Origin of the sequence: Streptomyces sp. NPDC016845 (assembly GCF_044332585.1) — a bacterium.
In the GTDB taxonomy this organism is placed as follows: Bacteria; Actinomycetota; Actinomycetes; order Streptomycetales; family Streptomycetaceae; genus Streptomyces.
Genome location: NZ_JBIRPI010000028.1, coordinates 18,688 through 32,083 on the forward strand (window position 1 = coordinate 18,688; position 13,396 = coordinate 32,083).

The following is a 13,396-nucleotide window of genomic DNA, read 5'->3' on the forward strand; positions in this document are numbered from 1 at the left end:
CCTGTGGCTGCTGAGGTATTGCAGGACAACCTTTGGCTATCGCGCCTCACGTGATCGCGAGCAAAGCGACCCACAACGCGGCAGACAGGGCGGGCAATAAGTATGCGATCAGCACTAGAGCAACTGGTCCGCGATTCCAGAGCGCACGGGTCTCCGCATACTCAGGCAGCCTCTGCGCCGCCCGCTCCTGCACTACCCGGTAGTACATGAGATGCCGATGACACACGTACAGCCACGTGAAGGCTAGAGCCACCCCGAACCCTCCGACCAGGCGGGTTGCACCCACATGCTTGTCCGAGGTGAGCAGTGTGGTGAACGCCACCGCGAAGAGGGACTGCCCGACAAGGAACAGGTTGCATCGTTCGAACATGGTGGTGTTCTCGTGAATGATGTGCTCCCACAGCCGCTGATCTTCAGCTAGGCGCTGGGCGTCCGCGTCCTGCGTCATGGAGACGGTCTGCCCAGTCGCTAGGCGGAGCTACCGCATCCGTCAGGACGTGGCAGGATCACAGAAGCACTCCGAACGCCGACTCCGCCCGACATGTCCCGTTGCGGGGCAGGCAGCAGGCTTTCCGCGAAGCCCGGACAGCCCCGACGACGACGGCCGCACCGGGCGGAACCCACCGTCACTGCACCAGACACCCCGGTGGCGCTCGTCGCCGCAGCGGTGGTCGCGGCCGTCACGGTCGCCAGGCCTGGGGTGCTGACCTGCAGCAATGATATTTCGAGCCCGGCTGGATCAGCACGAGCGGTGATCATGCCTCGGCCGGTGAACGCAACCGTGAGCGGGTGGTCTGCGGACAGAGTTATCGGCACGCACAGGGGCTGGCAACGGAGGCGGCACCCGCGTGGGGATACACCCGCTCAACCAGTCCTAGGTGACCCGCCCCCGGCAGCGCGTCGTCGAACACCGCGCTCTGAACGTCCGACGGTGGGAGACCCGCGCGCAGGCCTGGGCAGACGGCGCCGACCATGCCCTGGACGCCGCCTGGATCGACCACGTGGTCGACCTCGGATCCCAGTAGGGCCAGTACGAGCACGTCACCAACATCGGGTTCGGGGCGTGAGCGGATACCTCCGGGCCCACGAAGCAGCTGACCTGGGCATCGGCAGTCCGCAGGAGCAGGGTGGTCTCCCGATCGCAGCGGATTGTCAGTGGCGTGCTCTAGCGTCTGCATCAGCCGCTACACGTCGGAGAGTTGAGGAGGTGTCGGGTGGCAGAGGAAGTCTTGCGGGCGTGCAAGTTCGCCCTTGATCCGGCACCGGCTCAGGCTGAGGCGCTGGCCCGGCATGCGGGTGCCGCGCGGTGGGGGTTGGGCCTTGACCCCGGATGTTGGACACACGAGACACTGGATCCTGAGGATCTGAGAGGACGTTCCGGTTGAAAACCGGATAGTTCATGGATTGCGCCAACTTATGGGCGTTTCGCCGGTTGCTCGTTTCGCGAGGGTCGAGATCATCGCGATGCGGATCATGCTTTCGGAGTGTGCGGGTTTGGTCTCGTAGTCGCGGGCGAGGCGGCGGTGCATCATGATCCATCCGAAACTTCGCTCCACGACCCAACGCCTGGGGATCACGGAAAAGCCTTTGGCCTGCTCGTTTCGTGAGACCACGTCGACATCGATGCCGAGGGCGGCGCCGTGTTCGATGGCCTTGGTCTTGTAGCCGGTGTCGACCCACGCCTTGGTGATCGTGGGGTGGTCGGCGGCTAGCTGGGTGAGGAGCTGCTTGCCGGCCTCGTTGTCCGAGACGCTGGCCGCGGTCACGATGACCAGCAGTAACAGGCCGAGCGTGTCGACGACGATGCTGCGCTTGCGGCCCACGATCTTCTTCCCGGCGTCCGTGCCCTAAGTGTCGGTGGGGACACTGGTCGCGGTCTTGACACTCTGCGCATCGATCACGCAGGCGGTGGGCTCGGCGGTGCGTCCCGCCTGCTCACGCACCATCCGGTGCAGGTGGACGCCGAGTTTCTCAATGGTGCCGTCGGCACTCCAGGCGCTGAAGTAGCCGAACACGGTGGTGTGCGGCGGGAAGTCGTGCGGAAGGTAGCGCCAGGGGGCGCCGGTCCGGTTGAGGAAGAGGATCGCGTTCATGACTTCCCGCAGGTCAGTGACCTTCCCGCCGAGGTTGAGCGAGGTCTTCTGCCGCTCGGTCCGCCAGGCCGTCAAGGTCGGTTCGATCAACGCCCAGCGGGCGTCGGAGAGGTCGCTCAGGTACGGCAGGCGCTGCGGCGAGGAGGTCATGGGGATACTCATGCACGAGGCCCCTGCCCGGGTATATCGCTCGATCGAGCGAGGCAAAAGCCGCGTTCAGTAGGTTCTTCGAACCAGACAGGAGCTATCAGGAGTAACCGGGGTGAACTGCAAGATCGCGGTTGCTGAAGCCGTGGCCGCAAAAAGGCTGTTCTGCCTGTATGTAGCCAATCCCGGCACGGGAGAACTACTGCAAACCATCCTATAGGTGACACGAACGTCCTCTCAGAATGCAGGGTCAAGGCCCGCCCTTGTTGCGGCGGCGAACACGTCGATGGCATCCAAGGCGTCGTAGGGTTCCACAACGGCTCTTCTTTCTGTGCTTCGGTCTGGCTGGTTACCTCCGAAGTTAGAGAGAAGAGCCATTATCGTTCCGCGAGTTCACCGATCCCGGCGCATCGGCGCGAACCGTCCGGGCTGGTCCTCTACCAGCCACCCCCGCTCCACCAGACGCTTCAATTTCCCCCGCGTCCCTTCGATCTTCCCGGTCACCGCCGGCAGCCCGATCCGGGGCACGATCTGCTTTGCCTGCATCGGCGACGACGCGTCCGCCACGACCTCCACGATGTCGCGGTAGACATCCGGCAGCACATCCACCGACAAGCCCTCGCGCCAGTGCGGCACCATGACCGTCCCGACCACCCGCACCCCTGACTCCACCCGGGCCGCGGGCTCCGCTGCCACTACCGGTCCGGCATCCACGTCCCGTCCGGACAACTCAGTGAGGACCTCGGCCACCGTCTCCCGCGTCACTTGCAGCCGCGCAAGCACTTCCCGCTCACCCGCGAGCCGCGCGGTCAACTCCGCGACCTGTGCTTCGAGTGCCTCCACCCGGGCCCGGGCCGCCGCCTCCCGCGCCTCCAGCTCCCCGATCAACGACCCCATCAGCGCCGCCTCCTCCACCCTCAAGGTAGAGACCCGGCCCGCCCACCATCACCCCAAAGGGCGTTATCCCAGCTCAACCCTTCCCCCGAGGAGAGCCACACCCCCTTCGAACTGCATCTCGACCCCGTCCGGACCTACGCGTTCTCCCAGTAGGACCGCAATGCGCGCGCGGACGACGTCCACGACACGCCCGACGGAACCCGTCCACCCAACTTCTCTACGACTACTTTCTGTGGTGAACGACGGCTCGCAAGCGGACCTGCGGCCGAGCTGGGCTAGTTCGTATAAGACCAGCTCGGCGAGCTCGGCCTGGTCCTCAGCGACATCGTGCTCTGGACGACGAAGTACTTCGCCGCCGCCTGCACGTCCGCCGACCTGCGAAACGACAAGCTCGCGGACGTTCAACGCAGGAGCAGACTCAGGCTCAGGCGTCCTCGATGTCCATGCAGACGATGTAATGACCCTCGACGCGGTGGACGTGGCAGGAGGACCGTGCGGGGATGACGGAACCGTCGAGGGACCGGACGACCTGGCTGATCCGGACCACGACCCTGTCATCTGGTGGTCGAGGTGGTCTACTTGGAGACACTCGCGCCGTAGACCTCGGCCAGGTGGCCGGAGCCGCCACCGTGCGTCAGGACACGCGCGGACTCGGCGGTGCAGGCAACTCCTCTTCCTGGTATGCGATTTGGTGGCATAAGAAAAGTACGCGACGTGACGGACCAGCATTAGACGTTCGGGGCCGTTCGCAACGTCATGCCCGCAGTGTTGCGTTGACACGCCTCTCCGCAGGCGGCAGGTTCCCCGTACCTGGGCATACACCTCCGCACCCGTTCACCGTGCCCTCACCGCATCGGCGCCAGGAGGCACCATGAGTCCAGACACGGCCGTCCTGCTGTACTCCGCCCACCCGCTGGGCGTCGCTTCGGCAGGGGAGGCGACGATGGCTCCGGGATCGCCGCGCACCGCTGTGCTCGACGAGATCAAGGCCGACCTGGACGAGGCCCACGGCCTTTGCTGGCCGGGGAGTACCTGGGGGCGACGCAATCCTACGAGTCCGTGCGCAACCGGATTTTCCGGCTCCTCGCCGACGGGGGGTCGGCTGGGGCGGCGGCGGTCAATCCCCACTTCGGCGCGCCGCACGACATCACGCACCTGAAGGAAGTCGTCCGGGCCGGAACAGTACTGCTGGGAGACTTGGTGCCCGGTACTCCCGACACGCCTGTCATCCAGGCGGACATCGACCGGACCAGGCTCGGCGGCTACGGGGAAGCTGCCAAGGCACTGCCGCGGCCCGGTACGGAGAGGGCCGTGCCCTTCACCGAGATGGCCACACTGGGCATGGTCGCCTTTGACAACGGCGAATACGACCTGGCGGCGAAGAGGCTGTCGGCGGCGGCCGACCTGGCGAAGGACGACAAGGTCGCCCGGGCCGGCCTCCTGCTCAACGCAGGGGCCGCGGCCGCCCAGGCGGGCCGCAACGATCAGGCAGTGAAGCTCCTGACCACCGCGGCCGACGGTTTCCGCAGTGCAGAGGACACGCTCGGCTCAGCGCAGGCCCTGCATAACCTGGCCGTCGCGATGGCGGCGACTGGTGAGGTATCCAAGACCGAAGAGGTGTTCAAGCAGACCGACCAGCAGTCCGGCAAGGCGGCGGGCGCGGTTGGGCACGCCCTGGAAGTGATGCGGTCGATCGGTCGGGCCGATGTCGCCGCTGAGCTGGACGGCACGGGCGTGGCTGATGCCGTCGGCGGTGCGACGGGCAGCTCGGCCTCCGGTGTGCGCGTCGGCACCGGCAGCAGTGGGCTGCTGGCGGGTGGAGCGGACGGCTACCGGGCCGTGAGCGCCGAGGTGCAGAGGTCGCTGGGCCGGGGCATCCGGCTCATCGTCCGCGATCCGCTGATTTCCACGGCATGGCGCAGCGCCCCCCTTGTGGGCACCCTGGAACAGGACGACCGCAAGGTCCGCTACACGGCGGGGTTCGCGCTGGGCTCCGAGATCAGGACCGTCAGCTGGCAGAAGACGGCCGCGCCGTCGGTCGGCACTCTCCTGTCGGCCGCCTACGAGACCCGGCCCACCGCGAAGATCTACCTGGAGCTTCGCTGGTCGGTCCTGACCGCGGTCGACCTGTCCGTCCATCTCGCCCACCTGTTCTACTATGTGATCCCCGTCGGCCTCGCGGAGGCCTACGCGGGGCTCGGCGACTGGGCCAACGCCCGACTGTGGCTCTACCGGGCCGCCGAGTACCCCTACCTGAACCGGGCCCTTGAGACACCGGTGCTGTGGCTGCGGCTCGCGCAGACCTACCTCGACGAGGGCGACATGCTGTACCGGCAGGGCGAGTTCGCCGGAGCGCTGGCCGCCTACAGTGGAGTAGTGGCCGCCGAGGGCACCCGCGGCGGCGCCGAGTTGTACACGCGGCCCGCGCTCGCAGGCGTCGGCACCCTCGTCGCCGCGCTGCTGGCCACCCCAGAGACGCTGCCCGGCGACCTCGACGCCGGTCTCGGCGCGGTCGTACTGGATATCGCCGCCAAGGTGGCCCAACTCGGCCAGAACCTGGACTGGTTCGGAGTCCCCGTCGATTTCGTGCCGCCGTTCACCTTCGACTACCTGCAGAACGCCGCGCGGTTCCTCGGCCAGCAGGCGCAGGCCGCCGAGCGTGACTTTATTCAGTTCATGGACCGCTACGACACCGGGAAACTGACCCGGCTGCAGTTACAGCAGGCGGTGGCCTCGGCCACCGCCGACCAGGCCGTGGCCGACCAGCAGACCCTCGCCGCACAGGAGGAAGTCCAACTCGCCCGGACCGCACAGCAACTCGCCGACCTGCGCCGGGCCGACGCGCAGGCGGCGCGCCAGGCCTACAGCGCGATGGCCAACGAACAGATCGGGCTGGAGCGGCAGATCGCCTGGTACAGCTCTCAGAACAGCTGGGAGCTCAACAACCCGATTCCCGGCGACGGGCGGCAGATCCACGAGGTGATCGCCGCCGACCGGCAGCGGCTCGGCGTGATCAGCCGCGACTACGAGCTGCTCCGGATGCAGCAGAACATCAACGAACTCGCCCTAGCCTCCCAGCAGTCGGGCGATCAGCTGGCTATGTCGCAGGCCAGGGCGCAGGCCGCGAACCTCTCGGCGCAGGCCGCGAAGCTGCGTCGGCAACAGGCCCAGCAGCTGGTCAGCGGGTTCGAACAAGGCTTCTTCACCCCGGAGGTGTGGCGGCGGCTGGCCGACTTCATGCAGGGGCAGGTCCTGCGGTACCTCTACTGGGCAACCCGGGTCGCCCGGCTGATGGAACGGGCCTACGAGTTCGACTACGACACCACCGTCGACCGGATCCGCACGGACTACTCTGCCGGTGCCGTGAACGGGATGCTCGGCTCCGACCAACTCCTCGCCGACATCGACTACTTCACCTACGACCGGATCACTCGCACCACCCACAAGACGCTGCGGGCCGGCCTGGTCGTCTCGCTCGCGGAGAAGTTCCCGTTTGCGTTCGCCGGATTCCGCAGCACCGGTCAGATCTCGTTCAACACCCTGCTCTCCGACCTGGAGCGCGACCATCCCGGCTCGTACAACCACCGTATCCAGGCCGTCGAGGTCGCGGTGGTCGGACTGGTCCCGTCCGGTGGCCTGCGCGGCACGCTGGTCAACAGCGGCATCTCCCAGTACCGGGCGCTCGACGGGACCGTGAAGTGGCGGCTGCAGAACGTCGACACACTCCTGCTCGGCTCGTACGGGCGTGACGACGCCGTGCTGTTCCGGCCCCGGCCGGAGCTGCTCACCGTGTTCGAGGGGGTCGGCATGGCCTCCGGCTGGACGCTGCGGTACCCGCCCGACGTCAACGACGTCGACTTCCGGTTCATCGTCGACGTCCAGGTCACCTTCCACTTCGAGGCGCAATTCGACCGGGCCCTCGCCGCCACGGTCTCGGCGATCCCGCTGCCTCCGGAGGCGCTGCGGGCGAGCACGTCGTTCAGCGTGAGCAACGACTTCCCGGACCGGTTCTTCCTGTGGCGCAGCCAAGGCACGACGACCCTGCCGATCGGGCCCGAATACCTGCCGCATCACCACGTGAACCCGGTCGTGCGCACTGTGTCGCTGCAGTTGCTCGGCGCCGACGGCCCGGCCCCAGCCGTACCCCTCACGATCACCGCACCCGGCGGCGCCACCGCCGACGTCACCCCGGACGGCACCGGGCGGGTGCCGTCGACCACACCGGCCCTGGCCGCTCTGCACGGTGCCGCCGTGGCGGGGGACTGGGGGTTGGCCACCACAGCGGATGGTTCCGACCGCGCCGCCGTGTACGACGTCCTGCTCTTCGTGGAGTACGACTACACCCGGCGAGGTGGGGCGTGAACGGCACCACTCCGGATGTCCTCAGCCTGCCGAAGGGCGGAGGCTCCGTCGGCGGTCTGGGCGGGAGTTTCACCCCGGATCTCAACACCGGCGGCGGAGGGTACGCCATCCCCCTGGACCTGCCGCAGGGCGTCGACGGGCACACTCCGCAACTGACGCTGCAGTACGCCACGGGCTTCGGCGACGGCCCCTTCGGGCTCGGCTGGTCTCTGCCCGTCCTGCGGGTCGAGCTGTCCTGCGACGGGCGGTTGCCACGCTACGACGGAACGGACCCGCTGGTCCTGCCGGGCGCCGGACCGCTGGTCGAGGTGCCAGGAGAGCCGGGCCGGCTCGTACCCGAGACCGACGGACTGGGCTGGCGGATCCATCGACAGGGGGACGGCTTCGAACTGACGGACCGCTCCGGCGTGCGCCATCTGGTCGGCACCACAGCCGCCGCCCGAATTGCGGATCCGGCCGATCCGTCGAGGGTGTACGCCTGGCTCCTGGAACGCTCGGTCCGCCCGGCCGGTGACGAGATCGTCCACACCTGGACCGGCGATCAGCTGCCGGAGTCGGTGACCTGGGCGGCGTACCGCCTCGAACTGCACTATGAGTCCCGGCCCGACCCGGTCTTCGACGGCCGTCCCGGGTTCCCCCTGACCACCACCCGGCGATGCACGTCGATCGAACTGCACTCCTCGGCGCAGGCACAGACTCTGCTGCGTCGCTACACCCTCGACTACGTCGCTGGCCGGCCGACCGGGCACAGCCTGCTCGCCGGGGTGACCCTCTCCGGGCACAGCGCGGACGGCGGCGTGGCCACCTTTTCCCGGCTCGCGTTCGGATACACCACAGGTGGCGGATTCGCCGTACGAGCGGTCGATCCGGCCGTCGCCCGGGTGCTGGCCGCACCGGACGGCACCGTCGCCGACCTGACCGGGGACGGGCTGCCGGACGCAGTCTCGCTCGGCCCGACGCCGACCGTGGCTCGCAACCGCAGCGGGCTGGCCTTCGATCCCCCGCGTCGGCTGGCCCGCACCGGTCTGCCAGGTGCCCCGCCCGACGCCCTCACTCTCGCCGCCGACCTCACTGGACGCGGCCGCGTCGACCTGGTCACCGTCGGCCGGGGCCTCCGGCATCGCTACCCGGTCGACGGCGCGGGTGTCCTCGGCGCGCCGGTGGTCAGCGCCTACGCGCCGACGTTCGCGCCCTGGGACCCCGGCGTACGTCTGCTCGACCTGGACGGAGACGGCGCCGCCGACCTGCTCAGGCTCGGCGAGGGGGTGCTGGCCACGGTGTCCACGGCCGGCGGCGCGGAGGACTGGCGGCGCGTCGATCAGAAGGCGGTCGGCGGCGACGATCCGCTCATCGGCGTCGACCTCCGTTCGCCCGACATCCACGTTGCCCCGATGACAGGCGACGGCCTGGTCGACTTGGTCGAGGTTCGCAGCGGACGGGTGCGGTACTGGCCCAACCTGGGCAACGGCCGCTGGGGGCCGCCCCGCACCGTGGCCGGCAGCCCGGTGCTGCCGGCCGGCTACAGGACAGAGCGGCTCCTGCTCGCCGACGTCGACGGGGACGGCTGCGCCGACCTGGTCTACGTGGACACCGACGCGCTACGGATCTGGCCCAACCTCGGCGGCGCCGCGTTCGGCACCGAGATCACCGTCGCTCCGGTACCCGGTGTGGCGGCCGAGCGGGTGGAACCAGTGGACCTGCGCGGTACCGGCTGCGTGGGGCTGCTGCTGACAACCCGGCATCGGACGCGACCGATGGCCTGCCTGATCGACCTCGACGCCAAGCCGTACCTGCTGAACCGGATCGACGACGGGCTCGGCCACGTCACCGAGATCAGCTACGGCACATCGCCGGCCGAAGCACGGCGGGATGCCGAACGAGGCAGGCCCTGGTCGACGTCGCTGCCGTTTTGCCTGCCCGTCGTGACCAGCGTCGTGCAGACGGCAGCCGCGGCGGCTGCCCGCACGAGCCGGTTCGCTTACCACGACGGGCACTGGGATCCGGCACTGCGCCGGTTCCTCGGTTTCGCCCGGGTCGACGAGGTGGAGGAGGGCGACGACAGCGTCGAGGCGCTGCTCAAGCGCACTGAGTTCCACCTCGGACGCACCCCCGAACGCACCGACCGCCCGCCCACCCCTGATGAACGGCTCGCCGCACAGGTGCTGCGCGGCCGAGTGATCCGCTCTGCCAGCCATCAGGCCGACGCCGACCCGGACTTCGAGCCCCCGCTGTTCGACGTACGGCAGACCTGGCAGGCGCACATCGCCGACGTGGGCGGCGCCACCGTCGCCGCCCCCCGGCTGACGGAGCGGCGGGAGAACCATCTGCACGGTGCCGCCACGCCCTGGCGCACCACCGTCACCACCACCATCGGCTGGGACGCCTTCGGCAACATCACCGAGCAACGGCAGCGCAACACCCTCGCAGCCGACCCGACGGCCACTCAGGACCTGCGCACGGTCACCGAGTACGCCACGGATCCCGGCAGCTGGACAGTCGACCGGCCGGCCCGGATCACCCAGACCGACGGCACCGGCACGGTCGTTGACGCCCGGGTTCTGCGCTACGACGGGCAGCCCTTCACCGGCCTGCCGGAGGGATCGGTGACACTCGGCCTGGTCACGTCCGAGGAACGACTGGCGCTGCGCGACGACCAGGTGAGCGCGGTGTACGGCGCCGATCCGCCCGATCTCACCGAGCTCGGGTACCACCGCAGGACGGGGGAGGACGGCTGGTGGGTGTATGTCCGCCGGTACGACCGCTCCACCCCCGGCACTCTGATCAGCCGCGACCCGCGCGGCACCCCGGTGACTCTGGCCCTCGACGCCGACCGGCTCTTCCCGGTGCGCCGCGCCGACGCCCGCGGCAATGTCATCGAGGCGACCGTGGATCGGTACGCCCTGCGGCCCGCCGCCCTTACGGACGGCAACGGCGGTGTCCGCCGCAACACGTACGATGCCCTGGCCCGGTTGGCAGCCGAGTTCCGTCCCGGCGACGAGCCGGACGCGCCCACGATCACGTACCGGTATCTGCTCGATCCGACCGGACCGGCGGTGGAGACCGTCGAGTACCCGAGCGCCGACCGCGGCGACAAGGTCACCTCCCGTCGGCTGGTCGACTCCGACGGCCGGGAGACCGGGATGGCCCGCCTCGACGGCGACGGATCCTGGCTGGTGACCGACTCGGTGTGGCGCAACGCCCGCGGCCTGGCGGCCCGTCAGTACCTGCCGTTCCGGACGCCGGTGGGGCCCGATCCTCAGGCCCCGACCGAGGCCCTGCCCCATCTCGCGACCCGCTTCGACGCGCTCGGTCGGCCGCTGCGGGTGGACCTGCCCGACGGCGCCTTTCGGCTAGGCGTGCACGTCCCGGGTCGGTCCGACATGTGGGACGAGGAGGACACCCGGGCCGGCGGCGCCCATGAGGGCACGCCCACCAGCTACCACCTCGACGTGGCCGGCAGGGTTGCCAAGGTCGTGTCCCGGTCCGGCAGTTCCGAGGTCGTCACGCGCTACCGATATGACCTGCGCGACCAACCCGTGGAAATCACCGACGCCAACGGCAGGCCCACCACAGTCACGTACGACTTGCTGGGACAGCGGATCCGGGTGGACGACCCGGCAACCGGCACGGTTGTCTTCGTCCACGACGCTGCGGGCAACCTGGTGGAGCGCCGAAACGCCGCCGGCCAGCGCGCCGGCTACCGGTTCGACGAGCTCAACCGGATGGTCCGCAGCAGCCAGGACGGACAACCCGACGTTGTCTACCGCTACCTCGACCAGGACGACGTCGGCAACGGCGGAGCCCCGGGCCGCCGCGTCGGCCGTCTCGCCGCGGTCGACGACGTGCGCGGCACCCTCACCTTCCACTACGACGTGCGCGGCGAGGTCGAACGGCGCCGGGTGGCACTGACCGGCGGCGCGGTCCACGCGCTCCGGCGCCGTACCGACCGCTTGGGACGCGTGGTGTCCATCGCCTACCCCGGGAGCGCCCCCGACACCCCCGGCCCGGTCCTGACCTACCAGTACGGCCCGCGAGGACTGCTGACCTCCGTCTCCGGAGTCATCGACTCGATCGACTACGACCCGGCAGGCAACCAGGTGACGACGGTGTACACCGGCGGAGTTCACGTCACACGGCAGTACGACACGCTCTCCCGGCTCGCCGCGACCGAGGTCAAGGACGGAGCCGGGCTGCTCCTCGACCAGGAGACGCTCACCCGCGACCACGCCGGACACGTACTCACCGTCTCCGGACCGACGCCCGCCGACGCGTGGACATACAGCCACGACGACCTGTACCAACTGACCCGCGCCGAGCCCTCGGCCGGCCCCGCCGTCGACTTCACCTACGACGCCGGGGGCAACATCCTCTCCCGCAGCGACGTGGGCACGTTCCGCTACGGCGAGCGCGGCGCCCCACCGGTGTGCGTCACCACGGCGGGAGCACAGCAGTACGGCTACGACGCGGCCGGACGGCAGACCAGCGGCCCCGCCGGAACACTCACCTACGACGGACGTGACCGCCTCGTCGGGATCACCGGACCCGCCGGCGCCGAGGTGTCCTACGGTGCCTTCGACGAACGCGCCGTACGGGAGATAACGACCGGCGGCCGAACCCGGCGGATCGTACTCCTCGACGACCTGGTCGAACTGCACGACGGCCAACTGCTGTGCATCGTCACCGACGGCCGCGGTCGGATCGGACAGTTCGTCCCCGGCGGGTCGCTCACCCGATGGCACACCGACCACCACGGCTCGGTCCGCCTTATGACCACGGGCACGGGCACGGTCGTCCAACGGATTGCGTATGACCCGTTCGGCAGGATCCGCGCCATCCAGGCCGGAGGAGACCGGCCCCGGGACACGTACGACGGCTACGAACTCCTTGAGCAGGTGGGCCTGTACCTGTCGCCGAAGCGCCCCTACGACCCCGTACTGGGCCGCTACCTCGTCCCCGACACGGTCGCCCCGGACCTGTGGCATCCGGTGGGCCTCAACCGTTACGCCTACGCCGCCAATGACCCTGTCACCGTGCGGGACCCCACAGGCCGGGTCTGGTGGCAGATCGCGCTGGCCATCGTGGCGGTAGTGGCCGTCGTGGTGCTGAGCGTGGTCACCCTCGGGGTGGGCGCCGCCTTGGTCGGGGTGCTCGTAGCGATGGCTGTCGGAGGCGCGGTTGGCGGCATCGCCGCGGCCCGGGCCGGCGGCGACATCGCGCTCGGCATCCTGCTCGGCGCGGCGCTGGCCGGCGCCGCAGCACTGGGTGGCGCGCTGGCCGGTGTCGGGTTCGCGGCCGCGTTCGGTGCCAAGTCCCTCGTGACCTTCCTGCTCTCCGGAGCGGTGAGCGGGGCGCTGCTCGGTGCCGCGACTGGATTTGCCGCCGGATTCGCTGGCGGCACGGGTTCGCTCGGCGAGATCTGGGAGAAGACCTGGCAGTCGGCCCTGGCGGGGTTCGTCACCGGTCTGGTGTTCGGGCTGGCCAGCTACGGATTCGCCCACGGTGTGTTCGGTACCGGGAACATCAGCCCCCGGCTGCCCACCGGTGCGGAGACCGAACGCGCGCTCGCGGAAGGCGCCAAGGCCGCCGGACAGGCCGGCAACACCGGCGTCGGTGCCTCGGCCGCCATCGGCCAGGGCGCGACCAGCACAGCCACCAGCCTCGCGGGCTCCGCGCTCAACTTCGGCGCGCCGACCGGCTTCAACGTCCTGCAGACCTTCGTCTTCAACCCCATCGCCGGAACCCTGCTCATCGAGTCGATCTCGGTCCTACTCGCCTTCGACCTGGCCGACGATGTCATCGACCTCATCAAGAACAGCGGCGCCAGCTATTCGAAGAGCGGCACCTTCTGATGGGGCGGTATGAGACCTGATGCCCGATTCTTCGTTTCGTGCGGGACG

At 69.3% G+C, this 13,396-nt stretch carries 6 protein-coding genes and 2 pseudogenes; 4 read left to right on the forward strand and 4 right to left on the reverse strand.

Annotated features, from left to right (window positions below; all coding sequences use genetic code 11):
* Nucleotides 1-46: 46 nt before the first annotated feature.
* Nucleotides 47-448 (reverse strand): hypothetical protein, encoded by a 402-nt coding sequence (locus ACH4RC_RS37285; RefSeq protein WP_398208754.1) that lies wholly within the window; start codon nt 446-448, stop codon nt 47-49.
* 385 nt (nt 449-833) lie between these two features.
* Between ACH4RC_RS37285 and ACH4RC_RS37290 the strand changes: the two are divergent.
* A pseudogene (locus ACH4RC_RS37290) lies at nt 834-1,025 on the forward strand (transcriptional regulator); the annotation flags it as partial.
* A 189-nt stretch (nt 1,026-1,214) separates the two neighbouring features.
* Nucleotides 1,215-1,385, forward strand: coding sequence for a helix-turn-helix domain-containing protein (locus ACH4RC_RS37295; protein ID WP_398208756.1), 171 nt, complete (start codon nt 1,215-1,217; stop codon nt 1,383-1,385).
* A 12-nt stretch (nt 1,386-1,397) separates the two neighbouring features.
* Here the strand turns inward: ACH4RC_RS37295 and ACH4RC_RS37300 are convergent.
* The 3 genes and pseudogenes from ACH4RC_RS37300 to ACH4RC_RS37310 form a co-directional block, all read right to left on the reverse strand.
* Nucleotides 1,398-2,243, reverse strand: a pseudogene (locus ACH4RC_RS37300) (IS5 family transposase).
* Nucleotides 2,244-2,633: 390 nt separating this feature from the next.
* Nucleotides 2,634-3,137 carry a hypothetical protein gene (locus ACH4RC_RS37305; protein WP_398208758.1) on the reverse strand — a complete coding sequence of 168 codons (504 nt, stop codon included), beginning with the start codon at nt 3,135-3,137 and terminating at the stop codon, nt 2,634-2,636.
* A 424-nt stretch (nt 3,138-3,561) separates the two neighbouring features.
* Nucleotides 3,562-3,684 (reverse strand): hypothetical protein, encoded by a 123-nt coding sequence (locus tag ACH4RC_RS37310; protein WP_398208760.1) that lies wholly within the window; start codon nt 3,682-3,684, stop codon nt 3,562-3,564.
* A gap of 512 nt (nt 3,685-4,196) precedes the next feature.
* On the opposite strand from ACH4RC_RS37310, the gene ACH4RC_RS37315 reads away from it, so the two are divergent.
* Both ACH4RC_RS37315 and ACH4RC_RS37320 read left to right on the forward strand, forming a co-directional pair.
* Entirely contained in the window at nt 4,197-7,499 is a 3,303-nt protein-coding gene (locus tag ACH4RC_RS37315) for a hypothetical protein (protein WP_398208762.1), read from the forward strand.
* The gene (locus ACH4RC_RS37320) at nt 7,496-13,348 is read left to right on the forward strand and encodes a toxin TcdB middle/N-terminal domain-containing protein (protein WP_398208764.1); all 5,853 of its coding nucleotides are present in this window, start codon (nt 7,496-7,498) and stop codon (nt 13,346-13,348) included. The genes ACH4RC_RS37315 and ACH4RC_RS37320 overlap by 4 nt, the downstream gene beginning before the upstream one ends.
* Nucleotides 13,349-13,396 lie beyond the last annotated feature (48 nt).